Source organism: Microbacterium sp. KR10-403, from assembly GCF_040196215.1.
Classification (GTDB): domain Bacteria; phylum Actinomycetota; class Actinomycetes; order Actinomycetales; family Microbacteriaceae; genus Microbacterium.
Genome location: NZ_JBEGDC010000001.1, coordinates 402,987 through 429,027 on the forward strand (window position 1 = coordinate 402,987; position 26,041 = coordinate 429,027).

Here is a 26,041-nt window from a genome sequence, read left to right on the forward strand (position 1 = left end):
AGAGCACGCAACCCACGTGCATGCTCGATGTCCGGAACGAAGGGGTTCCTGAAGCCATGACCAGTCCACAGACCACGACGATCATCGCCACCCGCGGTTCGGTGCGCGCGACGTTCGCCGCCGCATTCCTCTCCGTCGCGCTGGCGCAGACCGCCTACGCGATCCCGGGCGCGCTGAACGGCACGTTCGCCGCCGAGTTCCAGACCTCCGGCGCCGGACTCACCTGGATCACCGCCATCTTCGAGATCGGCATCGTCGCGTTCGAGCTCACCTTCGGCCTGCTCGGCGACCTGTTCGGACGCAAGAAGCTGCTCGTCGCCGGAGGCGTCTTCGTGGTGCTCGGCGCCGCGCTGTCGGCGGTGGCGAACTCGACCGGGTTCATGATCGCCGCACAGGCCGTGATCGGCATCGGAGCGGGCCTCCTGTTCCCGATCGGGCTCGCGATGGTCTCCGCGCTCACGCCCGACCCCGCCAAGCGCGCGCGGGTCATCGCGACCTGGGCCGGCTTCCTGTCCCTGGGCGCCGTCATCTCTCCCGTCATGGCGGGGCTCACCGATCAGTTCCTCTCGATCCCCGGAGTCTTCAGCGGGTGGCGTGTGTCGTACTGGATCATCGTCGCGGTCGCCATCGTGCTCGTCGGCATCTCGCTGACCACGCGCGACTCGTCGGCCCCGGCCGGACGCAAGCTCGACATCCCCGGCCAGGTCACGTTCGCGCTCGGCCTCATCAGCGTGCTCTACGCAACCGTCACGGCGGTCGACGCGGGCTGGGCCGCACCGCAGGTGATCGCCGGATACATCGTCGGCGCCGGGCTGCTGGTGGCGTTCATCGTCATCGAGCTGAAGTCGAAGGCGCCGCTGCTGCACCTGTCGCTGTTCAAGAACCCGGCGTTCTCGATCGGCAGCATCGTGGCCGTCATCGGCATGTTCGCCTTCCTGTCGATCTGCTTCGCGACGTCGATCTCCGAGGGCGCGCTCGCACAGAGCCCGGTGTGGGTGCTCGGCGTTCTGTTCGTGTGCATCCAGCTGCCGGCGTTCGTGCTCGCACCTGTCGTCGGCCGGCTCATCCACTCGGTCTCGCCGCGCTGGATCCTCACCGTCGGCTTCGCCCTCATCGCGGCGAGCGGATACTGGCTGTCGACGTTCACCGTCGGCGTGCCCGCGCAGTTCGGCGGCACCCCCTGGCAGGAGTTCGTCGTGCCGCTCCTGCTGCTCGGTGTCGGATTCGCCCTGACGATCGGCTCGATCACCGCGGTCGCCATCAACACCGTGCAGCCGCACGAGATCGGCATGGCCTCGGCCACGACGAGCCTGATGCGCGACCTCGGCTTCACCCTCGGACCCGTCGTCGGCTCGGCGATCGCGTTCGGTCTCGGTGCCGCGGCGTTCGCGGCTCCGATCGCCGGAGTGCTGACCGGTGCGGGTCTGCCGACCGACGCCGTGGCGGGACTCTCACAGGTGCCGCCGCTGGCCTGGCTGTCGGGATGGGACGGTGTCGTCGCCACGTTCATGGGCCAGCTCACCGCCTCGGGCGCGCCCCAGGCGACCATCGACGGCGCCGTCTCGGCGCTCACGGCCTCGCAGGGCGACATCATGGGCCTGGCCGGCGCGTCGCTGGGCTCGGGCTTCCAGGTCGTCTACCTCGTGGGCGGGATCGCCGCGACGGTCTCGGCCGTGCTGACCCTGTTCATGCCAGGCAAGAAGGCCGACGCACCGGTCACCGCCGAAGACCTCGCCAAGACGGTGAAGGTCGAGGCCGCCGACGTCGCCTGATCCCGGTCGGCACGTCGAGCGTCTTCGCCGTGCCCCGTGGAGGAGGGGGTGGATGCCGCGGCCCGCGGCATCCACCCCCTCCCGTTCGGCAGTCAGCTTCTGCGGATCCGGCCGCGTATGACCCGCAGTTCGTGACTGTTGAACTGCGGGTCGGGCGCGGTCTCCTTGTTCGGCAGTCAGCTTCTGCGGATCCGGCCGCGTATGACCCGCAGTTCGTGACTGTTGAACTGCGGGTCGGGCGCGGTCTCCTTGTTCGGCAGTCGGCTTCTGCGGGTCCGGGCGCGTATGACCCGCAGTTCGTGACTGTTGAACCTCGGGGTTGAACATCGGGGCGCGGCAGCATCCAATGCCGGTCAGTTACCGGCATTCCCAGAGGGGCGCGTCACCGCGCGCTCACGACCCCGGGTTCGCCGGCAGCTCGAGCGCGACCTTCTTCTCGAGGACCTCGACGGCCTCGTCGGAGATCGAGATGAGCCCGTCGAGCTCTTCGCGCACGCGCTTGTAGGCGATCTGCCGCTCGGCGGGCGTCGCGGCCTGGTCGATCGCGACGGTCAGCAGCTGCTTCGCGGTGTCGAGGCGCTTGCGCTCGGCGTCGGTGAACGTCGAATCGCGCAGCCGGCGGGCATCGCGCTCGGCGACGTCGAACGCCACCTCGAAGTCGGTGACCGCGTTGCGATATTCGTCGAGCTGCTCCTTGGTGAGCTTCACCTTCGGCGAGGCAGGGCGCAGCCGGTCGGCGACCTTCTTCGCCCGCAGGAACGCCGCGGTCAGCGGCTGGCGCCCGTCACTCATCGCCGGGAAGGCGATGAGCTTCGCGACGTCGAGCTCATAGTCGAGCCAGCGCTTCGTGACGGCGTCGTGCGCGGCGAAGAGCTTCTCGAGCTGCTGCTCGTGGGACTCTTCGACGGGGGTGGATGCCGCTGCCACGACCTTCTGCCGGCCGGTGTTGCGCGCCTCGGCCTGTGCGGCCTTGAGCTCGGCCTTCGCGTGCAGCGTCTCGAGCTTGCGCTGGTGCCGCGACTTCGCGCTCCGCTCCCACGACCGCGCGAGGCCCCCGGCCACTCCCATCAGAGGGAAGACCAGCCACCAGTAGCTGCCGGCGAACGTCCAGAACTCATGCACCCTGTCATCGTAGGCCCCGGGCCCCGACGGGTGACGAGACTGTCAGCCGAACAACAGGGCGAAGACCGTGGCGCCGCCCGCCGTGAGGATGAGCGCGACGATGACCACCCACGCGGTGATCTTGATGCGCCGCTGGCGTCGCTCGCTGAGCGTACTGAGGTCGTCGTCGTCGGCCATGGTCTCAATCCTAGATTGCGGGTTCGCCTACTCCGTGACGGTCGGGCCGAACGCGGCCGGCAGGGTCGCGCTGGATGTCGCACGCAGCTCGGATGCGGGCACCGTGAACAGCCCCTGCACCTCGAGCGCGGCATCCGGGCCCGCCTGGTCGGTCACGCCGATGCGCAGCACCGGGTAGTTGCGGCCCTCGCACAGCCCGCGGAACTTGACGTCCTCCTCGCGGGGCACGGTCACGATGACACGGCCGGTGGACTCGGAGAAGAGGGCGGATGCGGCATCCACCCCGTCCCGGTCGATGATCTCGTCGAGCCACACCCGTGCGCCCACGCCGAACCGCAGCACGCCGTCAGTGAGGCTCTGGGCGAGCCCGCCCTCGCTGAGGTCGTGCGCGCTGGAGATGAGGTTCTCGTCGTTCGCGGCGCGGATGAGCTCGGCGAGGCGCATCTCGGCGGCCAGGTCCACGGCCGGTGGGCGACCGCCCAGGTGCTGGTGCACGGTGGCGGCCCAGGCCGAGCCGCTCAGCTCGGTCGCCGTCACGCCGAGCAGGTAGATGTTCTCGCCCTCGTCCTGCCAGCCGCTGGGCACGCGGTGTGCGACGTCGTCGATGATGCCCATGACGCCCACGACCGGGGTCGGGTGGATGGGGGTGTCGCCGGTCTGGTTGTAGAAGCTGACGTTGCCGCCGGTGACGGGGATGCCGAGCTCGAGGCATCCGTCCGCGAGACCGTCGACGGCCTGCGAGAACTGCCACATGACCTCGGGGTTCTCGGGGCTGCCGAAGTTCAGGCAGTCGGTGACCGCGGCCGGCACCGCACCAGTCACCGCGACGTTGCGGAACGCCTCGGCCAGGGCCAGCTTCGCGCCCTGATACGGGTCGAGCTGGCAGTAGCGGCCATTCGCGTCGGTCGCGATGGCGAAGCCCAGGCCGCTGTTCTCATCGACGCGGATCATGCCGGCGTCGTCGGGGAAGGCGAGGGCCGTATTGCCCATGACGTAGTAGTCGTACTGGTTGGTGATCCAGCTGGTGTCGGCCTGGTTGGGGCTCGAGACCAGTTGCAGGAACTGCGTGCGCAGCACGTCGGGGTCGGCCGAACGGGGCAGGGCCGCGGCGGGCTCCTGCTGCAGGGCGTCGATCCAGGTCGGGTAGGCGACGGGGCGCTCGTACACGGGGCCGTCGACCGCGACGGTCGAGGGGTCGACGTCGACGATCTGCTCGCCGTGCCAGTAGATCTTCAGGCGGCCGTCGCCGGTGACCTCGCCGAGAACGCTGGTCTCGACATCCCACTTCTTCGTCACCTCGAGGAAGGCGTCGAGCTTCTCGGGAGCGACGATGGCCATCATGCGCTCCTGGCTCTCGCTCATGAGGATCTCCTCGGGCGTGAGCGTGGGGTCGCGCAGCAGCACGTTCTCGAGGTCGACGCGCATGCCCGACCCGCCGTTGGCAGCCAGCTCGCTGGTCGCGCACGAGATGCCGGCGGCGCCGAGGTCTTGGATGGCCTCGACCAGTTCGCCCTTGTACAGCTCGAGGCAGCACTCGATGAGCACCTTCTCGGCGAAGGGGTCGCCGACCTGCACCGCGGGGCGCTTGGTCGGGCCGCCGTCGGCGAAGGTGTCGGAGGCGAGAATGGATGCCCCGCCGATGCCGTCACCGCCGGTACGGGCTCCGAACAGCACGACCTTGTTGCCGGTGCCCGACGCGTTGGCGAGCTTCAGGTCCTCGTGGCGCAGCACGCCGACTGCGAGCGCGTTGACGAGCGGGTTGCCCTGGTACACCTGGTCGAACACCGTCTCGCCGCCGATGTTGGGCAGGCCGAGGCAGTTGCCGTAGAAGCTGATGCCGCTGGTCACACCGTGCACGACGCGGGCGGTGTCGGGGTGGTCGATGGCGCCGAAGCGCAGCTGGTCCATGACCGCGACCGGACGCGCACCCATCGAGATGATGTCGCGCACGATGCCGCCGACGCCGGTGGCCGCACCCTGGAACGGCTCGACGTAGCTGGGGTGGTTGTGGCTCTCGACCTTGAAGGTGACAGCCCAGCCCTCGCCGATGTCGACGACGCCGGCGTTCTGGCCCATGCCGACCATGAGCCGCTTCTTCATCTCATCGGTGACCTTCTGGCCGAACCGCTTGAGGTAGATCTTGGAGCTCTTGTACGAGCAGTGCTCGCTCCACATGACGGAGTACATCGCCAGCTCGCCGCCGGTGGGCCGCCGGCCGAGGATCTGCTTGATCTGCTCGTACTCGTCGGGCTTGAGCCCGAGCGCGGCGTACGGCTGCTCCTTCTCGGGTGTCGCGGCGGCGTTGTCGACGGTGTCGATGAGAGGGGTGGTCATGCGGCTGAGCTCCAGGGATCGCGGGCGCCGGACCCTTCGATTCTAGTTGGGGTCGCTGTGAGCGCCGCGCGGGGTTGCCGGGCGGGGATGCGGCGGCATCCGCTCGCGCCCGTCGCACCCGCCCAGTAGGGTGGGCAGGATCGACGGAACGGAGCCTCCCATGCTCGAACTCGATTACCCGCGTGATCTGGTGATGATCGGCGCCGTCTTCGGGCTGGCGACGATCATGTGGGCGGGATGGGCTCAGGAGCAACCACCAGCCCACGTCGCGTGGCGCGTCGTGCTGGCCGTGCTGTCGGTCCTGGGGCTGGCGCTGATGGCGCTGAGCATTCCGCTCGCGATCAAGAACTGGGGCACTCCGTCGGCGATCAACCCGCACACCACGGGCTTCGTCGTCTACGTCATCGTCTTCTGGGTCGAGGTCGTCATCGCCGTCGTGCTGGCGATCATCGCGACGAGGGCCGGCCGCTCGGACCTCATCGCCCCGTTGATCATGCTGATCGTCGGCATTCACTTCTTCGCGCTCGCCCTCGTGTTCCACCAGCCCGTGCTGCATCTGGCCGGCGCGCTCATCACCGCGATCGCGATCGTCGCGGCGTTCCTGCCGCGCGAGGTCGCCGCACCGAGCTTCTGGTGCGGAGTGCTCGGCGCGCCGGTCTTCATCGCGATCGGCGCGTGGTGCTTCATCGCCGGGCGCGGGGCGCTCGCGGCGGGCTGATGCGGGTCGCGGCGGGCTGATGCGGGTTGCGGCGGCGGCCGCGGCATCCCGCCCCGTCGTCACACCTGGGCGAGTGCGTTCTCGAGCGTGACCCAGGCGAGCATCGCGCACTTCACACGTGCGCTGAACTTCGAGGCGCCGGAGAGGGCGGCGGCGTCGCCGAACGTCTCCTCGTCGAGAGGGATCTGTCCGCGTGAGCGCATCGCCTCGCGGAACGCATCGATGAGGGTGGATGCCGCGGCCCGCGGCATCCCGCCTTCCTCTTCGATCAGCGACACGAGCATCGATGCCGATGCCTGCGAGATCGAGCAGCCGGAGCCCTCCCACGTCACATCGCGGATGCGGTCGCCGTCCAGGCGCACGCGCACCGTGATCTCGTCGCCGCACACGGGGTTGCGTTCGTGCGCTGTGGCGGTCACGCCCTCCTCGGGTGCCAGCCCGGTGCCGTGCGGGTGCTTGGAATGGTCGAGGATGAGGTCCTGGTACAGCGATTCGAGCCCGCTCATCGGCCCACCCCGAAGAACGCGCGCACGCCGGAGAGGGCGTCGAGGAACGTGTCGATCTCGGCCTCGGTCGTGAACACCGACGCGCTCGCCCGTACGGTTGCGGTCATGTCGAAGCGGCGGTGCAGCGGCTGGGCGCAGTGGTGTCCGACACGCACCGCGATGCCGCGGGCGTCGAGCACCTGGCCGACGTCATGGGCGTGGACGCCGTCGACGTCGAACGCGCACAGCGCGACGCGATCGTCGGCGTCGGTGTCGCCGAGCAGGCGGATGCCGGGGATCGAGCGCACCCCATCGCGCAGGCGCTTCTCGAGCACCCGCTCGCGCTCATGCACGGCCGGCATGCCGAGACCCTCGAGGTAGCGCACGGCGGCGGCGAGGCCGATGGCTTGCGACACCGGCTGGGTGCCCGCCTCGAACTTCTGCGGTGCGGGAAGGAACTCGGCACGGTCGAGTGTGACGGTCGTGACCATCGAGCCGCCGGTGAGCACGGGCGGCAGTGCATCGAGCACCTCGCGGCGCCCGTAGAGCACACCGATGCCGTAGGGGCCGAGCATCTTGTGTCCCGAGAACGCGGCGAGGTCGACGCCGAGGGCGGGCAGGTCGAGGGGCAGATGCGGGGCCGACTGGCAGGCGTCGAGCACGCTGAGCGCGCCGACGCGCCGGGCGAGCGCGACGAGGTCCGCGACCGGGTTGACGATGCCGAGCACGTTCGACACGTGCGCGAACGCGACGATCTTCGTGCGCTCGCCGATGAGGTCGGCGGCCGCGGCCAGATCGAGTGTGCCGTCATCGTGCACGGGAATGTGGCGCAGCGTCGCGCCGGTGCGTGCGGCCAGCTGCTGCCAGGGGATGAGATTCGCGTGGTGCTCGGCCTCGGTGACGACGATCACGTCGCCGGGCTGGAGCGCGAGCGGGCCGTAGGCGATCGACGCATTGCCGATCGCGTAGGCGATGAGATTGAGGGCGGCGGTGGCACCCGACGTCCAGACGATCGACTCGGGATCGGCACCGACGAACGCGGCGACGGCGGCACGGGCATCCTCGAACGACTCCGTCGCTTCGGCCGCGAGCGTGTGCGCACCGCGGTGCACGGCGGCGTTCTCGTGCTCGAGGAACGTCCGTTCGGCGTCGAGCACGACGCGCGGTTTCTGGCTGGTCGCGGCCGAATCGAGGTAGACGAGCGGCTCGCCGTTCACCGACTCGGAGAGGATCGGGAAGTCGGCTCGGACGGCGGTCACGTCGAAGGTGCCGGCGAGTGTTGTCACGCCTTCAAGGCTACGCGCCGTGGGACTTCCGGGGGTCGGAGTCCCGGTCGCCCCGCGAGCGAAGCGAGTCGAAGCGAACTGACACGCCTTCACTACGCTTGCCGCATGAGAGGCAGACCCGAGCCGTTCCATCCCGATCTGCGCGCCGCGCGCTGGATCCCCAATGTGGGCGTGTCACGCACGACGCTCAATCTGTTCCGCACGAGCCCGCGCGGCGCCGACTCGACGCCTGAGGTCGAGATCAGCACCGTGGCACCGGCCGACGGGCACCAGGGGTTCCGCGTATATATGCCGCGCGCGGCATCCACTTCCGTTCCGGGTCTTTTCTGGATCCACGGCGGCGGTCTCGTCATCGGCACGCCGCAGCAGGACGATGCTCTCAGCATCCGTCTCGCACGAACTCTCGGCATCGTCGTGGTCGCGGCGGCGTACCGGCTGGCGCCCGCGCATCCGGCTCCGGCGGCGATCGACGACCTCACGGCAGCGTGGCGCGCGGTGCTGGGTGCTCCGGAGCGGTACGGGATCGACCCCGGCCGCATGGCGGTCGGGGGAGGCAGCGCGGGCGGTGGGCTCGCCGCCGCGCTCGCGCAGCGTCTGCACGATGAGGGTGGGCCCGAGCCGGTGTTCCAGCTGCTCGTCTATCCGATGCTGGACGACCGCACCGTGCTGCGCACCGACATCGACACGCGGCATCACCGATTCTGGCCGCGGTCGAGCAACCGCTTCGGGTGGGAGTCGTACACGGGGGTGCCCGCGGGCAGCGCCGAGGTGCCGCCGTACTCGGTGCCCGCCCGGCGTGAGGACCTCTCCGGCCTCCCGCCGGCGTGGATCGGGGTCGGCACGCTCGACCTGTTCCACGACGAGGATGCCGCGTACGCCGATCGGCTGCGGGCCGCCGGTGTCGCGTGCGAGTTCGTCGAGGTGCCCGGTGTGTTCCACGGGTTCGACGCGATCTTCCGGCGTGCCGGGGTGACGGACGAGTTCCACACCACGGTGGCCGAGGCGCTGCGGCGAGGGCTCGGGGGTCTGTGACCCCTGGTCGTTGAGCGAGCGAAGCGAGTCGAACCGACCACCTGTGGATAACTTTCGCGGGGTGTCGGCGATATCGGGAAACATGGGGGACCACCGGCTGACAGGGTCCGGTGGATCACGGAGGTTCCCATGTTCGACGACGCGGATGCGGCGATCGCCAAGGTGCAGGACGACATGCGCCGCGCGCGGCGGCGTGCGGAGCGGATGGGTGATCTGCAGCGCGCGACGGCGACGGCGCGGGGCACGGCGATCTCACGCGGACGCGAACTCGCCGTGCAGGTCGATCACTCCGGGTGGCTCACCGAGCTGCGCCTGACCGAGGCGGCGATGCGGCGTGGGCCGGCCGGGGTCGCGCGGCTGATCCTCGACACGGCGCGGCTCGCCCGACGCGATCTCGAGCAGAAGCTGATGGCGGCGGCATCCGACATCCTCGGTGAGGACGATCCGGCACTCGACGGTCTGCGCGCGCAGCTCGAGGGGACGGACCGGTGAGGCACGTTGCGTGGGACTTCGATGTGCTGCGCGAGCACGCGCGACGGGTCGAACAGGTGGGGGATGACGTGGGGGAGGCCGCATCGGCCGTGCGGTCTCTGCGGCTTGGAGACGGGGCGTTCGGCCTGCTGTGCTCGTTCCTTGTGGCGCCCGCCGGCGTCATTACGTCGGCCGCGGCGGAGATGATCGGCGACTCCGACGCGCTGCTGCAGCGCACCGGTCGGCAGCTGCGGGAGACGGCTCGCGACGGCGAGGAGTTCGAGAACGCGGTGGTCGACACGCTGAGGGCCATGAACGGGGAGTTCGAGTGAGTCTTGTGGCGTCGCCGGTCGAGACGACGAGCCCGTTCTCGGGCGCGTTCCTCATCGAAGACGGTCAGTGTCTGGTGGATGCTGTCCGGTCGGGCGACTGGCTCGAGGGCGGGGCCGCGGCGTTCTCGGCGCTCGTCGACACGGCGGCGGCCGTCATCGATCCGATCGGGACGCTCATCGCCAATGGGCTCGGATGGGTGCTCGACCACCTCGAGCCGTTGAAGGGATGGCTGAACGACTTCACCGGCAGTCCGGCCGAGGTTGCGGCGTTCGCCCAGACGTGGGAGAACGCGGCCGAGCGACTGCGCGATTCGGGTGCGGAGCTGCTGCGCCGCACCGCGGACGTGAGCGATCTGTCGGGCGCGGCCGTCGACGCCTACCTCGACTATGCCGCCGACGCGTCGCGGCACCTCGCGGCGACGGGGGACTGGGCGGCCGCGATCGCCACAGGCATGCGCGTGGCGTCGCAGCTCGTGCAGGTGGTGCACGACGTAGTGCGGGATGCCGTCGCCCAAGTCGTCGGCACGGCGCTCGCCGTCGCGGCTGAGACAGCGCTGACGCTCGGGATCGCGGCGCCGTTCGCGATCGGCCAGGTCACGGCGCGGGTCGCGTCGGTGGCCGACACGGTCGGGCGGGCGATCGTGCGGCTGCAGCGGGGCTTCGGAGAGCTGGTGCGGCTCATCGGCGAGCTGCGTGAGCTGTTCGCGCGCGGCGGCAAGATGCTCGGCCGGATGCTGCGGGGCGACGGTGGGCGGGTGGCGCTGGCTGGAGAGGCCGGGGGTGCCGTGCCCGGGATGTGGGCGATGGGGGAGGCGCGCGGGGGTGTGGCCGCTGCTGGAGGCAGTGATTCGCCAGCGCCCGGACATCTTCTGATGCCTACGTCTTCGCAAGACGTCCGCTTCTCTCAGAAGACGGTCTCGTACAAGAAGGTGCGCGGTGACGTGGAGTACACGTACGACGACATTCTGGAGAGTATGGCGGCGAAGGGGTGGGACGGTGAACCGATCGATGTCGTACGGATGCAGGATGGCATGTTGACCAGCGTTGACAACACTCGATTGCGTGCGGCGTGCGAGACGGACACGCTCATCGATGCGAATGTCCATAGTGCTGACGAAGTACTTACTCCTGCAGAGGTGGAGCGCTTGTCTTGGAGGAACATGACACCAACCACGTGGGAAGAAGCGGTGCTCGCTCGGGTCGCGAAGCAGGGAAACACATGGGCGAGAGAAAACCCACTCGGCACTTTCGAGTTGCCTCGAATCACGGGAAGACCAGAATGAAATATAGGGAACGTTCAACGGTAGAACAACGGGTGGAGGCCTTCACATCGCTTCTTCCACTGGGTTTCGTTGAGCCGCAACGATTTGAGACGATCCTTCGCCAGGACGACCTTCCAGACATCGATCCTTGGTGGTGGCTCTTCGAATACCACGAGTCCGTGCTGTGGTGGGCGCAGACGATCAAGGAGCAATATCCCTCTCGACCGCCACTCGTCCCGTTCGCAAAGCATGGGGCAACGGACGACGTCTTCTGCTTCGACGGAGCTGATGGTTCTGGTAACCCGCGGGTGTTCATCGTGCATACGTTTGCATCACCCGGCTATGAAAACCGCGGCTACTGGGACAACTTCGACGTGTTCATGGAAGCAGCCGAAGAGGAGCACGCGGAGTGGCTTCGCGAAGAGGCAGAAGAAGAGGGCCCCGATGAATGACGTCTCGATCAGCAAGACCATGTCGCACGCATTGCGCCATGCGCCCGAAGAGTACGGACTGACATTGGACGCCGCGGGCTGGACTGACCTCGAAAAGGTGCGCGACGCAGTCTCAAAGGCTCTGCGCGCGCCAGTCACCCTTGACGACATCGAGCGTGTCGTCGCCGAGTCGCCGAAGCGGCGGTTCGAGACCGACGGCGTCTCTATCCGCGCCGTCTATGGGCATTCGATCGAGGGGCGGATCGAGCATCCACTCGCCTCCGCACCACCGGATCGGCTCTTCCACGCGACGGCGCCGAGCGCGCTGCCGGCGATTCGCGCCGAGGGGCTGCGCGCCATGGCCAGGCAGTACGTGCATCTCGCCGTCGAACCCGAGGTGGCTGTGCGTGTCGGGCGCCGCAAGGACGCACACCCGGTTCTGCTGTCGGTCGATGTCGCGCGCTTCCGCGCCGACGGGCACGAGTTGTTCGCGGCCGGGCCGTACATCTACCTTGCTGACGGCGTGCCGGCGGAGTACCTCACCGTCGAGGACTAGATCGTCGAGCTGTCTGATCGGCGAGTGGGCGCGACCAGGCGACTTCGCGGTCCAGTTGGCCGGTCTGCCGGAAGAGGCGCACCTGATGCGTATCGGCGAGGGCGTCTGCAAGTTCGTTTCGGTCTGCGGAGTCGAAGCCGAGGCTCTGCCAGAACGGGCCGGAGCGACGGCTGAACAGCCATGCCATCGTCGCTCCCTCCGCCGCGGCACGGTCGAGTGCGAAACGCGCGAGCGCGCTGCCTTGGCCGCGGGAGCGGTGCGTAGAGCTCACCGCGACGCTCCTTATGAGCGCGTGTTTCCCGTCGCCGCTGATCTCGTAGCCCGTGCTGCCGATGATCTCGCCGTCGCCGCTGCGGGTGATCCACAGTCGGACGGTTGGCGCGTCCAAACCGCTGAGCGTGAGATCGACCTCACGCAAGAACGTGGTCAACGCCGTTACGTCCGCGGGCTCAGGAGGCTTCAGTTCCACGTCGATCAGTCAATCACTGACACCACGGTGCAGCGTTGCCGGGTCGTGGCCGATCGCTCCTGGGGATAAGGACGGCCTGACTCCTGTGGATAACTGTGAAACACGGGTTGAGGAGGCCGCCTGTGGAGGAACAGATGTTCTATATGCGGATGTCGGAAGATCGTGGTATGACGTAGGAGACCCCGTGATTACGGGGAAGGCAATGAATAAATAGAAGAAATATTTGACACTATGCGGTCATGTGGGTAGCATGGATGTATGGACACACCGATGGCGGGACTGGTCGCGGCGGCAGCCGCGGTCCAGGGCGCCTGGTGTATGGAGGACCCGGCCGGGTTCACCGACGAGCAGCTGCTGAAGGTGAACGCGGCACTGGGGGTGCTGCGGCGGCGTACCGAGGCGGCCCAGGCGCAGGTCGCAGCCCAGCTGGCGTCGCGGTCCCGCCCGGGATCGGGTCCGGAGTCCCTGGCTCGAAAGAGTGGGCATACCTCGGTGGTGGATCTGATCTCGACGACCACGGGTGCCACCACCGCAGAAGCTGCCCGGCTGGTGAGGGTCGGGCAGGCCACCGCCCCGCGTCCCACCTTCGGGGACACCCCGGCCCCGCCCGCACACCGGCACGTGGCCGACGCGGTCGCCTCCCACGTGCTGGCGGTCGCCGCGGCCGAGCAAATCATCCGGATGCTGGACCGGCTGCCGGCCACCATCCCTGCCGAACGCAAGCGTGAGGCCGAGCAGCGGCTGGTCGGCGAGCTCGCCGGGCTGCCCTCGGACCGGTGGCACCGGATCCTCGCCGAAGCCCACACCGCCCTGGACCCGGAAGGGCTTGCGAAGCGGGAAGCGGAGGTACACGCGAAACGGTACCTGCGCATCTGGGAGAAGGACCAGGCCGTACACATCGACGGAGTCGTGGACGCCCCCACCGGGGCACCCCTGATCATCACCCTGGACGCCCTGGTCACCGCATCCTTCCGCACCGGCACCACCAGCGGCGGCGGTGGTGACAGTGAAGGCGAGACCGGTCATGTTGGCGATGCCGGCGATGCAGGGACTGCCGATTGTGAAGGTCAGGGTGACGATGCGGCCGAGCAGGCCGTGGCTGCGGCGATGGTCGATGAGCGCACGGTCGGGCAGCGGCGGATGGACGCGCTGCTGATCCTGTGCCGGCACTACCTGGACTGCGGGCACACCGACCAGCCCACCGGGGGAGCCACCGTGATCGTCCGGGTCAACGCGGAAGACCTCACCGAGGGGACCGGCGCCGGGACCATCGACGGGATCGACCAGCCCATCAGCATCGACGCCGTCCGTCACATCGGTGGCACCGGGCCGGTGATCCCCATGTATCTCGGCCCGCACAAGGAGGTCTTGGACCTGGGACGGGCGCAACGCCTGTTCACCCCACAGCAGAAACTCGTCCTCTTCGAGCGAGACGGCGGGTGCGCGTTCTGCGGGGCCCCACCCGGACACACCCGCGCCCACCACATCTCCTGGTGGGCCCGGGACAAGGGCCGCACCGATCTTGCCAACGGTGTTCTGCTGTGCGAGACGTGCCACCACCGCATCCACGAGAACGGGTGGGAGATCCGGATAGACCCGGCCCCCGGTGCCCGCCGCAACCCCACCACCGGCCCCGGCGCGAGAGTCTGGTTCATCCCACCCGCCAGCATCGATCCCGCCCGCACACCACGACCCGGCGGCAAAGCACGACACGCCTACGCCGCATGAACACCGTCCGCCCTTCCTCAGAGCCCGACCTGTCGTGGACCGACACCTGCCGCGGACGGAGACCTGCCGCGGAATGGGGCGGCCGAGGTGCCGCCCGACGCGCTGTCAGAGCAGTATTGAACTTCCCGTTCACACAGGGGAGCACGCCGCTCACGCACGGGCGTGCCCTGTCCGTGCGGAGAGCGCGCGCGTACCCGCTGATCAGGCCGGCTGGCTGTGCGAGCGGGGAGTCTGCTCAGGCCGGGTGATGAACGGGGAGTCTGCTCAGGCCGGCTGGCTGTGCGAGCGGGGAGTCTGATCAGGCCGGCGGGCTGTGTGAACGGGAAGTTCAATACGTATACGCGATGTGCTGCAGCCCCGCGCCTCCGTCGGCGTCCGCCGCGACCTCGGCCCGCGGCATCCACCCACCCCTTGACACCACCGCGACCGACGCCTAATCTACAACCAAATGGTTGTACAAGACGAACTCAGCGACGACGACGTGGACCGGATCTTCCGAGCCCTCGCCGATGCGACCCGACGCGACATCTTGCGACGAACCGTCACCGACGAACAATCGGTGTCGACTCTCGCCGCCGATTACGACATGTCGTTCGCCGCGGTGCAGAAGCACGTCGCCGTCCTCGAAGCGGCACACCTCATCATCAAACGTGCCGAAGGACGCGAACGGCTCGTACGAGCCGATCCCGCCGTCATCGCCCGCGCACAGCACCTGCTGCAGCGCTACCAGGACCTGTGGCGCGGCCGCATCGATCGCATCGACGCGCTGCTGGCCGAAGACACCTGACAGAAGACACCTCACAAAGGAACCGAAATGCCTGTCACCGACATCTCCGCAGACGCCGACACCCTGACGGTGAACATCACCGCCGACTTCGACGCACCTCTCGACCGCGTCTGGAGGGTCTTCACCGACCCGCGCCAGCTCGAACGCTTCTGGGGGCCTCCCGGATGGCCCGCCACCTTCACCCGCTTCGACTTCGCACCCGGGGGACTCGCCCAGTACCAGATGACCGGTCCGCGCGGAGAGACATCCCGAGGTCGGTGGGAGTTCCTCAGCATCGACGAACCGCGCTCCTTCGAAGTGCTCGACGGCTTCGCCGACGAAGACGGCGACCTCACCGGTGATCACGAACCGATGCGCATGGTCTTCGCCTTCGAAGAGACCGCCACCGGCACCCGCCTGACCGGCAAGACCTACTTCACCTCCGCCGACTCGCTCGAACAGATGGTGCAGATGGGCATGGTCGAAGGCACGCGCCTCGCCATGGGCCAGCTCGACGCCGTGCTGCAGGACCTGCGCGCCTACGCCGCGGGCAAGGGCACCCGCCTCGAAGTGCTCGACGACCAGCACGTGCGCATCACCCGCCTCATCGACGGCCCCCGCGACCTCGTCTGGCGCGCACATCACGAGCCCGATCTGATCCGACAGTGGATGCTGGGACCCGACGGCTGGCGAATGACCGACTGCGAGATCACCGACACCCGCTACCGCAACGCCTGGGCACCCGAACCAGGTACCGAAGGACAGGCCTTCGGCTTCGAGGGCGACGTCCTCTACAGCGAACCGCAACGCCGCACCGTGATGACCGAACGCATGAGCGGCACCGATGGGCCCGAATCGATCAACGACCTGCAGCTCTACGAAGAGGACGGCGCGACGCTGCTGACGATGCTGATCGAGTATCCCGACGCAGCGACCCGCGACGCGATCCTCGCCACCGGCATGATCGACGGCATGGAAGACAGCTACGCCCGCCTCGAACGCGAGTTGCTCGCGGCGTGAACGACCACCCGCACGACCATCCCACAAGGCAAGGACGACAGACATGAGCAACGACGCCACGACCCCGACCATCGAGACACGTACCGTCGGCACCGGCGATGACGCGATCGCCTACGACATCCGCGGTGACCTCACCACCGCCACCCCAGAGCTGCCCCCGCTGTTCCTCTTCGGAGCACCGATGGATGCCGCGGGCTTCACGGCCCTCGCGAGCTTCTTCACCGACCGACCCGTGATCACCTATGACCCGCGGGGCGCGGGACGCAACCCGCTCGGCACCACCGACATCACCGTCGAGCAGCACGTCGACGATCTGCACCGGGTCATCTCAGCGCTCGACATCGGACCGGTGGACGCCTTCGGCAACAGCGGCGGCGGAGTGACGCTGCTCGCCCTCGCCGCCGCTCACCCCGACGACCTGCGCCGCATCGTCGCGCACGAACCCGCCACCGGCGCCGTGCTCCCCGACGCCGACGTCATCGGCGCCGTCATCGACGACATGAAGCGCACCTATGCCGAGAAGGGTGAAGGGGCGGCGATGGCGAAGTTCGTGCAGCTCGTGATGCTGCAGGGTGAGCTTCCAGCCGACTATCTCGACCAGCCCGCACCCGATCCGGCGATGTTCGGGATGCCGGCGGTCGATGACGGCGCCCGCACCAACCCGTTGCTGCGCAACATGCCTTCGGTCACCTCCTACCGCCCCGACATCGACGCGCTCCGCGCACTCGGCGACCGCCTCACGATCGGGTTCGGCGTCGAATCCGGTGCCACGATGGCGGCTCGCGCAGCGCATGCGGTCGCCTCGACCGTCGGCATCCCGCCTGTCGAATTCCCCAGCCACCACGGCGGGTTCACAGACCAGCCCGGCATGCCGGGCGACCCGGCGGGTGTCGCCGCACGATTGCGTGAGCTGATCGGGTAGCCCCGCGCCCGCGCCCGCTACCCGCGCCCGCCGACCGCCGCAGGGGCCGTCGGCGGGCCCCCGACACTCAGGATCGACAACGGGCGGGCCGATATCCTGTCGTGCCGTGAGCGCATGTTGAGACAAGCGCCGCGCGCCGCGCGTCTCGGCTTCCGGATGCGCCTCTCCCTCGTCTGGCGCGCGGTCCGCGGTGGATTCGCCGAGAGCATCTGGAGCATCGTGCTCGTCCAGGCGCTCAGCGCCGGCGTCGCGGTGCCCACGATCGCGTTCCTGTTCGCCCGAGCGCTCGCGCACGCCGGTCTCATCAACGTCACCGATCACAACCTCGGCGTTCTGTTGGCCGACCCTGTCGCCGACCTGGTGCTGGTGGTCGTCCTCGTCGTCATGCTCGCGGCCGTGCTGCTGCAACTCGCGGCGCTGTTCGCGATCTCGGCGAGACAGCAGCGCGGACGCGCCCTGACACTGCGCGGAATGGTCCACGACACCGTCCGCAACCTGCGCGTCGTCCTCCATCCTCAGGCTGCCGTGCTGTTCGTCTACCTGCTCGTCCTGGCACCGGTCACCGGGCTCGGGCTGTTCTCGGCGGTCACCCAGGGAGTCGCCATACCGCCCTTCGTCACCCGCGAATATCTGAAATCGGGGCTGGGAGCGGCCATCTACCTCGCTGCTGCGGCCGCCGTCGTCTTCGTGAACGCGCGGCTGATCTACACCGTGCCGATCATGTTCCTGCGCCGGATCCCGCCGCTGACCGCCATGCGCGAGAGCCTGCGGATGACCGCCCGCTGGCGCGTGCTGCGCGTCGTGGTCATGGTCGGCGTACCGGCGGGGTTCGCGTGGCTGATGTCGTCGGGCCTGGCCGAACTCGTCGTGGGAGTCGCGCATCTCGACTCCGCAAGAATCGCGCTGGTGAGCGTCGCGACCGGTGTGGTGAAGTGCCTCGCGCTCACCCTCCTCGCCGGCGCGACGGTCGCCACCACCAACGTGTTCGTCGCCGACACCCTGAGGACGCCGCACACGGTTCCGGCCGCCCGCGGTCTCGCCCCGACCCGCGGTCTCGCCCCGACCCGCGGTCTCGCCCCGACCCGCGGTCTCGCCCCGACCCGCGGTCTCGCCCCGCTGCCCAGGGTCGCGCCGACACCCGCCCACCGGTCTCACGCCCGCCGACGGTGGGCCTCACTGATCGCTGTCGCCGCCGTGTTCACGGTCGCGACATCCACCTCCGTGTCGGCCGCGCTCGCGAGCTCCGCCGAACCCAGCGACACGATCGTGATCGCGCACCGGGGCTTCTCCGGCGGGGGCGTCGAGAACACGCTCAGCGCTTTGGACGCGGCCGCGGCCGCACACGCCGACGCGGTCGAGATGGATGTGCAGCAGACGAAGGACGGCGTCTTCGTCGCCTCACACGACACCAATCTGCTGATGGTCGCCGGACGCAACGAGAACATCTACGAGATGACCGCCGACGAGGTCACCTCGACGGTCGTGCGCGAGGGCGGGTTCGAAGACACCATTCCGACGATGGAGCAGTACGTGAGCCATGCGGTGGAGTTGGGGATGCCGCTGCTGATCGAACTGAAGGTGACGGGGCACGAACAGCCCGACTTCGTCGAGGACTTCCTCGCCGTGCTCGATGACCTGGGGGTCACCGATGATGAGACGTATCACTCGCTCGACCCCGAGACCGTCGAGACGTTGAAGACGCTGCGACCGGAGCTGCGCGTCGGCCTCACCATCGCCGTGAGCCGCGGTGGGGTGCCCGACAGCCCGTGCGACTTCTACGTCATCGAGCAGGCGTCGTACACGAGCGAGTTCCTGCAGGAGGCGCATCGGCGCGGCAAGGCCGTCTACGTGTGGACGGTCAACGACGACGACGGTCTGCGTCGTTACCTCGCATCACGGGTCGACGGCATCGTCACCGACCATCCCGACCGGGCGCTCGGGTTCCGGTCAGAGCTGTCGGGCACCGACGCCGTCGCCTTCACCGTCGAGGACGAGCTGGGGCGGCTCGTCCCGTAGGGCACGGGTCAGCCCGTAGGCTCGATCCGTGTCGGATCAGGTCATGCTCGGAGCGATCGCCGTCGGGATCGGGGCGTTCGTCGGCCTCATCCTGTTCGTGCCGTTCGTCGCACTGAGCTATCGGCGTCGCGGACAACTCAGCGCCGGCCGCCTCGTGCTCTGGGCCGCGGCGCTCGTCTACTTCTGGGCGATCTGGACGTACACGCTGCTGCCGCTGCCCGACCCCGAGACCATCCGCTGCGCGGGCGTCAACCTCAACCTGCTGCAGTTCGTCGACGACATCCGCGGCGCGCTCGCCGGTCCCGGCAATCCGCTGCTGAACAGCGGCATCCTGCAGCTCGGACTCAACGTGGTGCTGTTCGTGCCGCTGGGGTTCTTCCTGCGGGTGCTCGCCGGCCGCGGCATCCTCGTCGCCGGTCTCGTGGGACTGGGCACCTCGCTCATCATCGAGTTCACCCAGCTAACCGGCGTCTGGGGTCTGTACCCGTGCGCGTACCGGGTGTTCGACGTCGACGACCTGCTGACGAACACACTGGGCGCGCTCGCCGGATCGCTCATCGCCCTGCTCGTTCCGCGTCGTCATCGGGGGATGCCGCAGCTCGACACCGCGGACGACCCGCGCCCCGTCACCCGGGGGCGCCGCGCGCTCGCGATGCTCTGCGACCTCCTCGCGATCACCCTCGTCGAAGCCGCAGTGACCCTGACGACCCAGCTCGGCCTGCACACGCTCGGCTACGACGAGCTCGTGCGCGGCGGTACCGCGGCCTCGCTGACCGGCAGCATCACGGCGCTGGCGATCTGGCTCATCGCGGTGATGACGACGGGCGGCATGATCGGCGACCTCACCGTGCAGCTGCGTTACACGGGCGGGCCGGTCCCGATACCGCTCGCCCGCCTGCTGCGCTTCGTCGGCGGCATCGGCGGTTACGCGCTGCTCGGCATGATCCCCGGGTGGGGCTGGCTCGTGTGGCTGTTCGGCCTGGCCAGCATCGTCCTGTTCTTCACGACAGGTCGAGGCCGCGGTCTGCCGGGCGTGGTCAGCGGGCAGCAGCTCGTCGACGCGCGCTCGCTGAGGGTGACCGCCGGCGAGGCCGGATGACGAGTGGATGCCCCGGCCCGCGGCATCCACTCGTCACTCGTCACTCGGCGCTCGACCGCCGATCGCTGTCGGTGCGCAGGCGCAACCGTTGCACGACGCCGTCGTGGAACAGCCAGATGAACCAGGGGTCTTCGGTCACCGGATGAGCCGCAGCGAGCTCACCGACCGCGACCTCGACCAGTTCTGAGTCGTGTGCGAATCGTCGGCCGAGGATGACGAGGTTTCCCTCACCCGCGGCGAGTTCGGCGGGAGCGAGCTGCAGCCAATCTGCGAGCTGGTGAGCGGCCGGCGAGAAGGCCATTCCACCCGTCGGAGAGGGATCCGGCGACAGCGCCGTCTCCCGAGCCATCTCGATCGCGATCAGCTGTGCCCAGCGTTCGGCGAAGATGACCTCGCACGTCTCCAGATCGGCACGCACCTGTCGCACGGCATCGACCGCGTCAGCGGAGGCGAGGACACCCGCAGAGCTGAACGATTCCGCTTCGTGGAAGGGGAAGCACGAGCGCCGGCGGACACCGCCGAGAAGCTTGTTCTCACGCACCGACGGTGACGGGAGTGCGGCTTGCAGAGCATCCGCCACGTCACTGAGTGTGAGCGGGGAGATGGCGGGCACGACGTCTGTGAGGCCGAGAGCGCGGAGAGCATCGTCCAGAAGACGCTGTGCAGGGCCGGGTGCGGATGGCGTCGTCGGGATCTCATCTACGGAGGCGACGCGCATGCCTGTCGTGACCCTGGTCAGACACTGCTCCTGCAGGACGATGACGTGCCCATCCACCGTCGCCGCCACGAACGGCCCACGGCCGGTCGTCGACTCGGCATGGATGCCGCTCTCCATGAGAGCTGCGGCGTATGCGGCCGCTGCGGTCTCATGCTGTCGGTTCTGCTCGGCGAGCACCCAGCGACCGTCGACCGCGGAGATGAGCCTCGCTCGCTCATCACGCTCAGCGAGAAGCGACAGGGCGACCGCCGCGTCTTCCGCGTCTTCCCACGGGCGCGTGTCGGTGCTCATGCAAGCGACCTCTTCATCTGTCTCCTATCGATGTGTCACGACCGAACTGCCGGGTGCCCATGAGCAGGCCCAGACTATTGGAATCACGCCCCGGCGGGAGTCGGGCGTTCGGGGGACATACCTTGCTCGCGTGCGCCCGTGCCCGCGGCATCCCCCCTCTCACACCACTTCGATCACGATCTTGCCCTGCGTGCGCCCGGTCGCCACGGCGTCTTGCGCGGCGGCGGCCTGCGCGAGCGGGAACGTGCGCTCGACCGCGACACGCAGCGCGCCGGTGTCGACGAGCTCGGCGATCTGTGTCAGGGCTGCGCCGTCGGGCTCGACGAGGAAGCCTGTGGTGCGCACGCCGCGGGCCTCGGCCGCAGCAGCGACCTCGGCGCTGATGCCCGACGGGACGCCCACGTAGAGTCCGCCCGGCCGCACGATCGAGACCGAACGGAGTCCGGTCTGCTCCGCCTCGCCGATCAGATCGATGACGACGTCGACGGGCTCGAGCTGCTCCTCGAAGCGCGTCGAGCGGTAGTCGATGAACTGGGCGGCGCCCAGTGAGCGCACGAACTCCTCACGCGCGGCGCTGCCGGTACCGATCACGTGGGCGCCGCGGGACGCTGCGATCTGCACGGCGAGGTGGCCCACGCCACCGGCCGCGGCATGGATGAGCACGCGCTGCCCGGCCTCGACGTGTGCGGTGTCGACGAGCGCCTGCCAGGCGGTCAGCGCCGCGAGCGGCAGCGCCGCCGCCTCGACATGCCCGATCGAGCGCGGCTTGCGGGCGAACTGGCGCGACGGCGCCGTGGCGTACTCGGCGTAGGCGCCGGCCTCGCGCGGGAACCACGGCATGCCGTACACCTCGTCGCCCGGAGCGAGGGTTGTCACGCCGAAGCCCACGGCGTCCACGACGCCCGAGACATCCCAGCCGACGCCGAACGGCGGCTCGCCTTGGATCGCGGCCATACCCTGCCCCGCCCGCGTCTTGCCGTCGACCGGGTTCACGCCCGCGGCATGCACCCGCACCCGCACCTCGGTGGGCAGCGGCTCGGGCACCGGCACCTCGACGAGCTCGAGCACCGACGAGTCGCCGAAGGCCGTCTGGCGGATCGCCCGCATCGTGTTCATCCTGATCTCCCTCCGGGCGGCGTCTCCGCCCGCGGGTTCGACCGTATGCTTCGGATAGTGGTTACCCGCAAGGGCTATCAGTAACTTTCGGGAACCATGAGAGGAGCATCCGTGGAATCCTGCCCGACCGGCCGGCACGACCATCACAACGTGTACGAGGCCGGTTGCCCCTGCCGATCGCTGCTCGACCTGCTCGCGAACAAGTGGACCGCGCTGGCGATCGGCGCGCTCGAAGACGGGCCGATGCGCTTCGGTGCGCTCAAGCAGCTGCTGGGCGGTGTGAGCCCCAAGATGCTCGCGCAGACGCTGCGGCGACTCGAGGCGTCAGACCTCGTCTCGCGTACCGTCTATCCGGCCGTCCCCGCGCACGTCGAGTATGCGCTCACCGACCTCGGGCGCAGCGTCGCCGAGCCGCTGCGCGGCCTGCGCGTCTGGGTCGAGCACCACCTCGACGACGTGCTCGGCCCCGACCGCCCGCGCGACGAGGTGCTGCAACCACAGAAGTGACCTCGGCCCGCGCGATGAGCCGCGGCCACTGGCAGACCCGGGGCCCGCGCGATGAGCCGCGGCCCGCGGCATCCACTCGTCAGTCGACGGCCGGTCGCGCGGTCGTCCCGCGCACGATGAGCTCGAACGGCAGCGGCGACGGCTCGGGCGCCTGGCCGCCGCGCAGCGCGGTGAGCATCGCGGTCGCCGCCCGCGCGCCCTGCCGCAGCGGGAACTGATCGACCGTGGTCAGGCGGAAGAACTCGCCGAGTTCGTGACCGTCGACGCCCACGATCGACAGGTCGTGCGGCACGCTGTAGCCGAGCTCGCGCGACGCCAGCAGCGCGCCGATCGCCATCTCGTCGGAGGCCGCGAAGATCGCCGTCGGCTGCTCACCTGGCCGCCCCAGCAGCTGCTTCGCAGCGCGGAAGCCGCCCTCGATCGTGAAGTCGGCCGGCTCGAACAGCGTCGGGTTGACGTCGATGCCCGCCTCGTCGAGCGCCTGCTCGAAGCCCTGCCGCCGCTGCGTCGGGATGTGGAAGTCGAGGTCGAACTCGGGGCTCGCGCCGATGTGCGCGATGCGGCGATGGCCCAGGGCCAGCAGATGCTGCGTCGCCAGCCGCGCGACGCCCACATCGTCGACGGTCAGGGTGCTCAGCCGCGGGTTCGGGCCGCCGATCGCGATCACCGGGATCCCGAGCGCCAGCAGCCCGTCGATCTCGTCGTCCTCGAGCTCGAGCGAGACCGCGATCACACCGTCCACCCGCCGCCGGCGCAGCAGCGTGTCGAACACGTTGCGGCGCAGATCGCGGTCCTCGGCGAGGCTGTAGAGCGTCGTGTCGAACCCCTGTCGCATGAGCTCGGTCGCCGTGCCCGACAGCACGGTGCTGAAGAACCAGCGCTCGAGGAACGGCACGAGCAGCCCGATGTTGCGGTTGCGCCCCGAGGCGAGACTCGACGCGGACGCCGACACGACATAGCCGAGCTCGTCGGCCGCCGCGCGCACGCGCGTCTTGGCCGCGTCCGACACGTGACCACGGCCGCTGAGCGCCCGCGACACGGTCGCGGTGGACACGCCCGCGAGCCGGGCGACCTCGTCGATGCTCACCATTGCGCGTCCCTTTCGGCCTGTGGCCTTCTCAGCAGTGCGTCAGTCGGTCTCGACCCACACGGTGGTGTCGGTGGGCAGACCGGCATCGCCGACCGGCCCGCTGGCGACGATCACACGTCCCGTCGGCAGCGCCACCGGCTCGGCGCCGAGGTTCGCGACGACGGTGATATTCCCGTTGCGGAATGCCACGATATCGGCGCCGTAGCCCTCGACCCATTCCAGTGTGCCCGTTGCGAGGCCGCGCGCGCGACGTTCGGCCAGCAGCGTCTTGTAGAGGGAGAGGGTGGATGCCGCATCCGCCGCCTCCACATCACGCGCGAGGTGCGCCCACTGGGCCGGCTGCGGCAGCCACGACGCACCGGTCGTGTTGAAGCCGTATGCGGGGGCGTCGGCGACCCAGGGCAGCGGCACGCGGCAGCCGTCGCGACCGTAGCGCTCGCCGTTCGTGCGGAACCAGGTCGGGTCCTGCCGCGCCTCATCGGGGATGTCGATGACCTCGGGCAGTCCGAGCTCCTCGCCCTGGTAGACGTAGGCCGAGCCGGGCAGCGCCAGCATGAGCGTGGTGGCGGCGCGGGCGCGACGCAGGCCGATCACCGGGTCGGGCTTGCCGGGCGAGTTCGGCCCGATGCCCTCGCCCTGCGGGCTGTCGGCGGTCAGCGCCAGGCGCGACGCGTGCCGGATGACGTCGTGGTTGGAGAGCACCCAGGTGCTGGGAGCGCCCACGGCGTGGTACTCGCGGATCGACTCGGCGATGACGGCGCGGAGCTTCGCCGGGTCCCACTCGGTCATCATGTAGTCGAAGTTGAACGCCTGGTGCATCTCGTCGGAGCGCACCCACATCGCGATCTCGGCGACCGTCGGCATCCAGGCCTCCGCGCACAGCGCGCGGTCGCCGTCGTACTCGGCGAGCACGTCGTGCCACTCGCGGTACACGTCGTGCACCTCGGGCTGGCCCCAGTACGGCACGCCGACCGAGTCGCCGCCCATCGAGCCGGCGTCGGACGCGGGCGTGTAGTCGGGCAGGCCGTCCTTCTTCATGAGGCCGTGCGCGACGTCGACGCGGAAGCCGTCGACACCGCGGTCGAGCCAGAAGCGCAGGACGCGGCGGAACTCGGCGCGCACCTCGGGGTTCGTCCAGTCGAAGTCGGGCTGCGACGTGTCGAACAGGTGCAGGTACCACTGGCCGGGGGTGCCGTCGGCTTCGGTGACGCGGGTCCAGGCGGGGCCGCCGAACACTGACTGCCAGTTGTTCGGCGGCAGCTCGCCGCCCTCGCCCTTGCCGTCGCGGAAGAGGTAGCGGGCGCGCTCGGGGCTGCCGGGGGCGGCCGCCAGCGCCTGCTGGAACCAGACGTGCTGGTCGGACGAATGGTTCGGCACCAGGTCGACGATCAGCCGGATCCCGTTGCGGTGGGCCTCGGACAGCATGGCGTCGAAGTCATCGAGCGTGCCGAAGAGCGGATCGACGTCGCAGTAGTCGGCGACGTCGTAGCCGGCGTCCTTCTGCGGACTCGTCATGAACGGGCTCAGCCAGACCGCGTCGATGCCGAGGTCGGCGAGATCGGCGAGGTGCGCGGTGATGCCGGGCAGGTCGCCCATGCCGTCGCCGTTGCTGTCGGCGAACGAACGCGGATAGATCTGATAGATGACGGCGGAGCGCCACCATTCGGCTCCGGGGGAGGTGGGCAGAGCGTGCGCGGCGTCGAGCGCGGTCGAAGTCATGAGGCCATGCTAGTGCAAGCGCTTACATTTCTGTGAGCGGGCACAGTCGGCGCCGAAAAGCGCCGCGTAAGGTTGATGAGTGCCCGACGACAGACTTGCCCGTGCGGAGAGCTTGATCCGCAGCATCCCGGACTATCCCGAACCCGGTGTGCTCTTCCGTGACATCACCCCGCTGCTCGCCGACGCCGACGCCCTGCGCGCGACGATCGACGCGATGATCGAGCCGTTCGCCGGCACGTTCGACGTGGTCGCGGGGATCGAGGCCCGCGGGTTCCTGCTCGCGGGCGCCGTGGCGATCGCGGCAGGGGTCGGCCTGGTGCCGATCCGCAAGGCCGGCAAGTTGCCGCGACCCGCGGCATCCGTCGACTACGCCCTCGAGTACGGCACTGCCACGATCGAGGCGCACGACGACATCCGGCCCGGCATGCGACTGCTGCTCGTCGACGATGTGCTGGCCACCGGCGGCACGCTTCAGGCCGCGCACACCCTGGTCCGCGAGCTCGGCGGCGAGGTCGTCGGCACGTCGGTGCTCATGGAGCTCGAGGGCCTCGGCGGTCGCGCGCTCGTCGGCGACGTGCACACGATCTTCCGCGGCTGACGCG

Annotated in this window: 26 protein-coding genes; 16 read left to right on the top strand and 10 right to left on the bottom strand. The window is 69.2% G+C overall.

Annotation, left to right across the window (positions count from 1 at the left end; all coding sequences use genetic code 11):
- Positions 1–56 precede the first annotated feature (56 nt).
- Complete coding sequence (locus ABMQ42_RS02075) at positions 57–1,772, top strand: MFS transporter (RefSeq protein ID WP_349721044.1); 1,716 nt, start codon at positions 57–59, stop codon at positions 1,770–1,772.
- 393 nt (positions 1,773–2,165) lie between these two features.
- Here ABMQ42_RS02075 and ABMQ42_RS02080 read toward each other — a convergent pair whose 3' ends face one another.
- Genes ABMQ42_RS02080 through purL form a run of 3 tightly spaced genes read right to left on the bottom strand, consistent with a single transcriptional unit; the run spans position 2,166 to position 5,405 of the window.
- Positions 2,166–2,894, bottom strand: a complete 729-nt coding sequence (locus ABMQ42_RS02080) for a hypothetical protein (protein WP_349721045.1) — start codon at positions 2,892–2,894, stop codon at positions 2,166–2,168.
- 42 nt (positions 2,895–2,936) lie between these two features.
- Positions 2,937–3,071, bottom strand: a complete 135-nt coding sequence (locus ABMQ42_RS02085) for a hypothetical protein (RefSeq protein WP_349721046.1) — start codon at positions 3,069–3,071, stop codon at positions 2,937–2,939.
- A 27-nt stretch (positions 3,072–3,098) separates the two neighbouring features.
- Positions 3,099–5,405 (bottom strand): phosphoribosylformylglycinamidine synthase subunit PurL, encoded by a 2,307-nt coding sequence (gene purL, locus ABMQ42_RS02090; protein ID WP_349721047.1) that lies wholly within the window; start codon positions 5,403–5,405, stop codon positions 3,099–3,101.
- Positions 5,406–5,565: 160 nt separating this feature from the next.
- On the opposite strand from purL, the gene ABMQ42_RS02095 reads away from it, so the two are divergent.
- Positions 5,566–6,123, top strand: a complete 558-nt coding sequence (locus ABMQ42_RS02095) for a hypothetical protein (protein ID WP_349721049.1) — start codon at positions 5,566–5,568, stop codon at positions 6,121–6,123.
- A gap of 59 nt (positions 6,124–6,182) precedes the next feature.
- Here ABMQ42_RS02095 and sufU read toward each other — a convergent pair whose 3' ends face one another.
- A complete protein-coding gene (gene sufU, locus ABMQ42_RS02100) occupies positions 6,183–6,629 on the bottom strand; it encodes a Fe-S cluster assembly sulfur transfer protein SufU (protein ID WP_349721051.1) in 447 nt (148 codons plus the stop codon).
- On the bottom strand, positions 6,626–7,894 hold the full coding sequence (locus ABMQ42_RS02105; protein ID WP_349721052.1) for an aminotransferase class V-fold PLP-dependent enzyme: 1,269 nt from the start codon (positions 7,892–7,894) through the stop codon (positions 6,626–6,628). Before ABMQ42_RS02105 ends, sufU begins: the two co-directional genes overlap by 4 nt.
- Before the next feature lie 105 nt (positions 7,895–7,999).
- On the opposite strand from ABMQ42_RS02105, the gene ABMQ42_RS02110 reads away from it, so the two are divergent.
- From ABMQ42_RS02110 to ABMQ42_RS02135, 6 genes are all read left to right on the top strand, one after another.
- Positions 8,000–8,926, top strand: coding sequence for an alpha/beta hydrolase (locus ABMQ42_RS02110; RefSeq protein WP_349721054.1), 927 nt, complete (start codon positions 8,000–8,002; stop codon positions 8,924–8,926).
- Positions 8,927–9,055: 129 nt separating this feature from the next.
- Positions 9,056–9,418 (top strand): YbaB/EbfC family nucleoid-associated protein, encoded by a 363-nt coding sequence (locus ABMQ42_RS02115; RefSeq protein ID WP_349721055.1) that lies wholly within the window; start codon positions 9,056–9,058, stop codon positions 9,416–9,418.
- On the top strand, positions 9,415–9,729 hold the full coding sequence (locus ABMQ42_RS02120) for a hypothetical protein (RefSeq protein ID WP_349721056.1): 315 nt from the start codon (positions 9,415–9,417) through the stop codon (positions 9,727–9,729). The genes ABMQ42_RS02115 and ABMQ42_RS02120 overlap by 4 nt, the downstream gene beginning before the upstream one ends.
- Positions 9,726–11,012: a hypothetical protein gene (locus tag ABMQ42_RS02125; RefSeq protein ID WP_349721057.1), complete on the top strand. Its 1,287-nt coding sequence runs from the start codon at positions 9,726–9,728 to the stop codon at positions 11,010–11,012. Before ABMQ42_RS02120 ends, ABMQ42_RS02125 begins: the two co-directional genes overlap by 4 nt.
- 32 nt (positions 11,013–11,044) lie before the next feature.
- Positions 11,045–11,443 (top strand): hypothetical protein, encoded by a 399-nt coding sequence (locus tag ABMQ42_RS02130; RefSeq protein ID WP_349721058.1) that lies wholly within the window; start codon positions 11,045–11,047, stop codon positions 11,441–11,443.
- Entirely contained in the window at positions 11,436–11,978 is a 543-nt protein-coding gene (locus ABMQ42_RS02135; RefSeq protein WP_349721059.1) for an RNA 2'-phosphotransferase, read from the top strand. Before ABMQ42_RS02130 ends, ABMQ42_RS02135 begins: the two co-directional genes overlap by 8 nt.
- Here ABMQ42_RS02135 and ABMQ42_RS02140 read toward each other — a convergent pair.
- Positions 11,962–12,447: a GNAT family N-acetyltransferase gene (locus ABMQ42_RS02140; protein WP_349721061.1), complete on the bottom strand. Its 486-nt coding sequence runs from the start codon at positions 12,445–12,447 to the stop codon at positions 11,962–11,964. The two genes, ABMQ42_RS02135 and ABMQ42_RS02140, sit on opposite strands and share 17 nt — an antisense overlap.
- Before the next feature lie 270 nt (positions 12,448–12,717).
- Between ABMQ42_RS02140 and ABMQ42_RS02145 the strand changes: the two genes are divergently transcribed.
- From ABMQ42_RS02145 to ABMQ42_RS02170, 6 genes are all read left to right on the top strand, one after another.
- Positions 12,718–14,175, top strand: coding sequence for an HNH endonuclease (locus ABMQ42_RS02145; RefSeq protein ID WP_349721063.1), 1,458 nt, complete (start codon positions 12,718–12,720; stop codon positions 14,173–14,175).
- Between the two features lie 448 nt (positions 14,176–14,623).
- A complete protein-coding gene (locus ABMQ42_RS02150; RefSeq protein WP_349721065.1) occupies positions 14,624–14,962 on the top strand; it encodes an ArsR/SmtB family transcription factor in 339 nt (112 codons plus the stop codon).
- A gap of 27 nt (positions 14,963–14,989) precedes the next feature.
- Positions 14,990–15,961, top strand: a complete 972-nt coding sequence (locus ABMQ42_RS02155) for an SRPBCC family protein (protein WP_349721067.1) — start codon at positions 14,990–14,992, stop codon at positions 15,959–15,961.
- Between the two features lie 43 nt (positions 15,962–16,004).
- Positions 16,005–16,883 carry an alpha/beta fold hydrolase gene (locus tag ABMQ42_RS02160; protein WP_349721069.1) on the top strand — a complete coding sequence of 293 codons (879 nt, stop codon included), beginning with the start codon at positions 16,005–16,007 and terminating at the stop codon, positions 16,881–16,883.
- Positions 16,884–16,997: 114 nt separating this feature from the next.
- On the top strand, positions 16,998–18,899 hold the full coding sequence (locus ABMQ42_RS02165) for a glycerophosphodiester phosphodiesterase family protein (protein ID WP_349721070.1): 1,902 nt from the start codon (positions 16,998–17,000) through the stop codon (positions 18,897–18,899).
- Between the two features lie 28 nt (positions 18,900–18,927).
- Complete coding sequence (locus ABMQ42_RS02170) at positions 18,928–19,998, top strand: VanZ family protein (RefSeq protein WP_349721072.1); 1,071 nt, start codon at positions 18,928–18,930, stop codon at positions 19,996–19,998.
- A gap of 40 nt (positions 19,999–20,038) precedes the next feature.
- Here ABMQ42_RS02170 and ABMQ42_RS02175 read toward each other — a convergent pair whose 3' ends face one another.
- Entirely contained in the window at positions 20,039–21,007 is a 969-nt protein-coding gene (locus tag ABMQ42_RS02175; RefSeq protein WP_349721073.1) for a hypothetical protein, read from the bottom strand.
- Positions 21,008–21,166: 159 nt separating this feature from the next.
- Complete coding sequence (locus ABMQ42_RS02180; RefSeq protein WP_349721074.1) at positions 21,167–22,123, bottom strand: NADP-dependent oxidoreductase; 957 nt, start codon at positions 22,121–22,123, stop codon at positions 21,167–21,169.
- 111 nt (positions 22,124–22,234) lie between these two features.
- Between ABMQ42_RS02180 and ABMQ42_RS02185 the strand changes: the two genes are divergently transcribed.
- Positions 22,235–22,630 carry a winged helix-turn-helix transcriptional regulator gene (locus ABMQ42_RS02185; RefSeq protein ID WP_349721075.1) on the top strand — a complete coding sequence of 132 codons (396 nt, stop codon included), beginning with the start codon at positions 22,235–22,237 and terminating at the stop codon, positions 22,628–22,630.
- A 79-nt stretch (positions 22,631–22,709) separates the two neighbouring features.
- Here ABMQ42_RS02185 and ABMQ42_RS02190 read toward each other — a convergent pair whose 3' ends face one another.
- Both ABMQ42_RS02190 and ABMQ42_RS02195 read right to left on the bottom strand, forming a co-directional pair.
- The gene (locus ABMQ42_RS02190; protein ID WP_349721076.1) at positions 22,710–23,720 is read right to left on the bottom strand and encodes a LacI family DNA-binding transcriptional regulator; all 1,011 of its coding nucleotides are present in this window, start codon (positions 23,718–23,720) and stop codon (positions 22,710–22,712) included.
- Positions 23,721–23,759: 39 nt separating this feature from the next.
- Complete coding sequence (locus ABMQ42_RS02195) at positions 23,760–25,439, bottom strand: glycoside hydrolase family 13 protein (protein WP_349721078.1); 1,680 nt, start codon at positions 25,437–25,439, stop codon at positions 23,760–23,762.
- Positions 25,440–25,518: 79 nt separating this feature from the next.
- Between ABMQ42_RS02195 and ABMQ42_RS02200 the strand changes: the two genes are divergently transcribed.
- Complete coding sequence (locus ABMQ42_RS02200) at positions 25,519–26,037, top strand: adenine phosphoribosyltransferase (RefSeq protein ID WP_349721079.1); 519 nt, start codon at positions 25,519–25,521, stop codon at positions 26,035–26,037.
- Positions 26,038–26,041: the final 4 nt, after the last annotated feature.

What these genes read in the sequence shown, in the direction of transcription:
- ABMQ42_RS02180 (WP_349721074.1), bottom strand. Translation starts at nt 22,123, where the DNA reads ATGAACACGATGCGGGCGATCCGCCAGACGGCCTTCGGCGACTCGTCG.
- ABMQ42_RS02085 (WP_349721046.1), bottom strand. Translation starts at nt 3,071, where the DNA reads ATGGCCGACGACGACGACCTCAGTACGCTCAGCGAGCGACGCCAGCGG.
- sufU (WP_349721051.1), bottom strand. Translation starts at nt 6,629, where the DNA reads ATGAGCGGGCTCGAATCGCTGTACCAGGACCTCATCCTCGACCATTCC.
- ABMQ42_RS02160 (WP_349721069.1), top strand. Translation starts at nt 16,005, where the DNA reads ATGAGCAACGACGCCACGACCCCGACCATCGAGACACGTACCGTCGGC.
- ABMQ42_RS02110 (WP_349721054.1), top strand. Translation starts at nt 8,000, where the DNA reads ATGAGAGGCAGACCCGAGCCGTTCCATCCCGATCTGCGCGCCGCGCGC.
- ABMQ42_RS02175 (WP_349721073.1), bottom strand. Translation starts at nt 21,007, where the DNA reads ATGAGCACCGACACGCGCCCGTGGGAAGACGCGGAAGACGCGGCGGTC.
- ABMQ42_RS02150 (WP_349721065.1), top strand. Translation starts at nt 14,624, where the DNA reads ATGGTTGTACAAGACGAACTCAGCGACGACGACGTGGACCGGATCTTC.
- ABMQ42_RS02075 (WP_349721044.1), top strand. Translation starts at nt 57, where the DNA reads ATGACCAGTCCACAGACCACGACGATCATCGCCACCCGCGGTTCGGTG.
- ABMQ42_RS02190 (WP_349721076.1), bottom strand. Translation starts at nt 23,720, where the DNA reads ATGGTGAGCATCGACGAGGTCGCCCGGCTCGCGGGCGTGTCCACCGCG.
- ABMQ42_RS02095 (WP_349721049.1), top strand. Translation starts at nt 5,566, where the DNA reads ATGCTCGAACTCGATTACCCGCGTGATCTGGTGATGATCGGCGCCGTC.
- ABMQ42_RS02135 (WP_349721059.1), top strand. Translation starts at nt 11,436, where the DNA reads ATGAATGACGTCTCGATCAGCAAGACCATGTCGCACGCATTGCGCCAT.
- ABMQ42_RS02165 (WP_349721070.1), top strand. Translation starts at nt 16,998, where the DNA reads ATGTTGAGACAAGCGCCGCGCGCCGCGCGTCTCGGCTTCCGGATGCGC.
- ABMQ42_RS02145 (WP_349721063.1), top strand. Translation starts at nt 12,718, where the DNA reads ATGGCGGGACTGGTCGCGGCGGCAGCCGCGGTCCAGGGCGCCTGGTGT.
- ABMQ42_RS02115 (WP_349721055.1), top strand. Translation starts at nt 9,056, where the DNA reads ATGTTCGACGACGCGGATGCGGCGATCGCCAAGGTGCAGGACGACATG.
- ABMQ42_RS02195 (WP_349721078.1), bottom strand. Translation starts at nt 25,439, where the DNA reads ATGACTTCGACCGCGCTCGACGCCGCGCACGCTCTGCCCACCTCCCCC.
- ABMQ42_RS02155 (WP_349721067.1), top strand. Translation starts at nt 14,990, where the DNA reads ATGCCTGTCACCGACATCTCCGCAGACGCCGACACCCTGACGGTGAAC.
- purL (WP_349721047.1), bottom strand. Translation starts at nt 5,405, where the DNA reads ATGACCACCCCTCTCATCGACACCGTCGACAACGCCGCCGCGACACCC.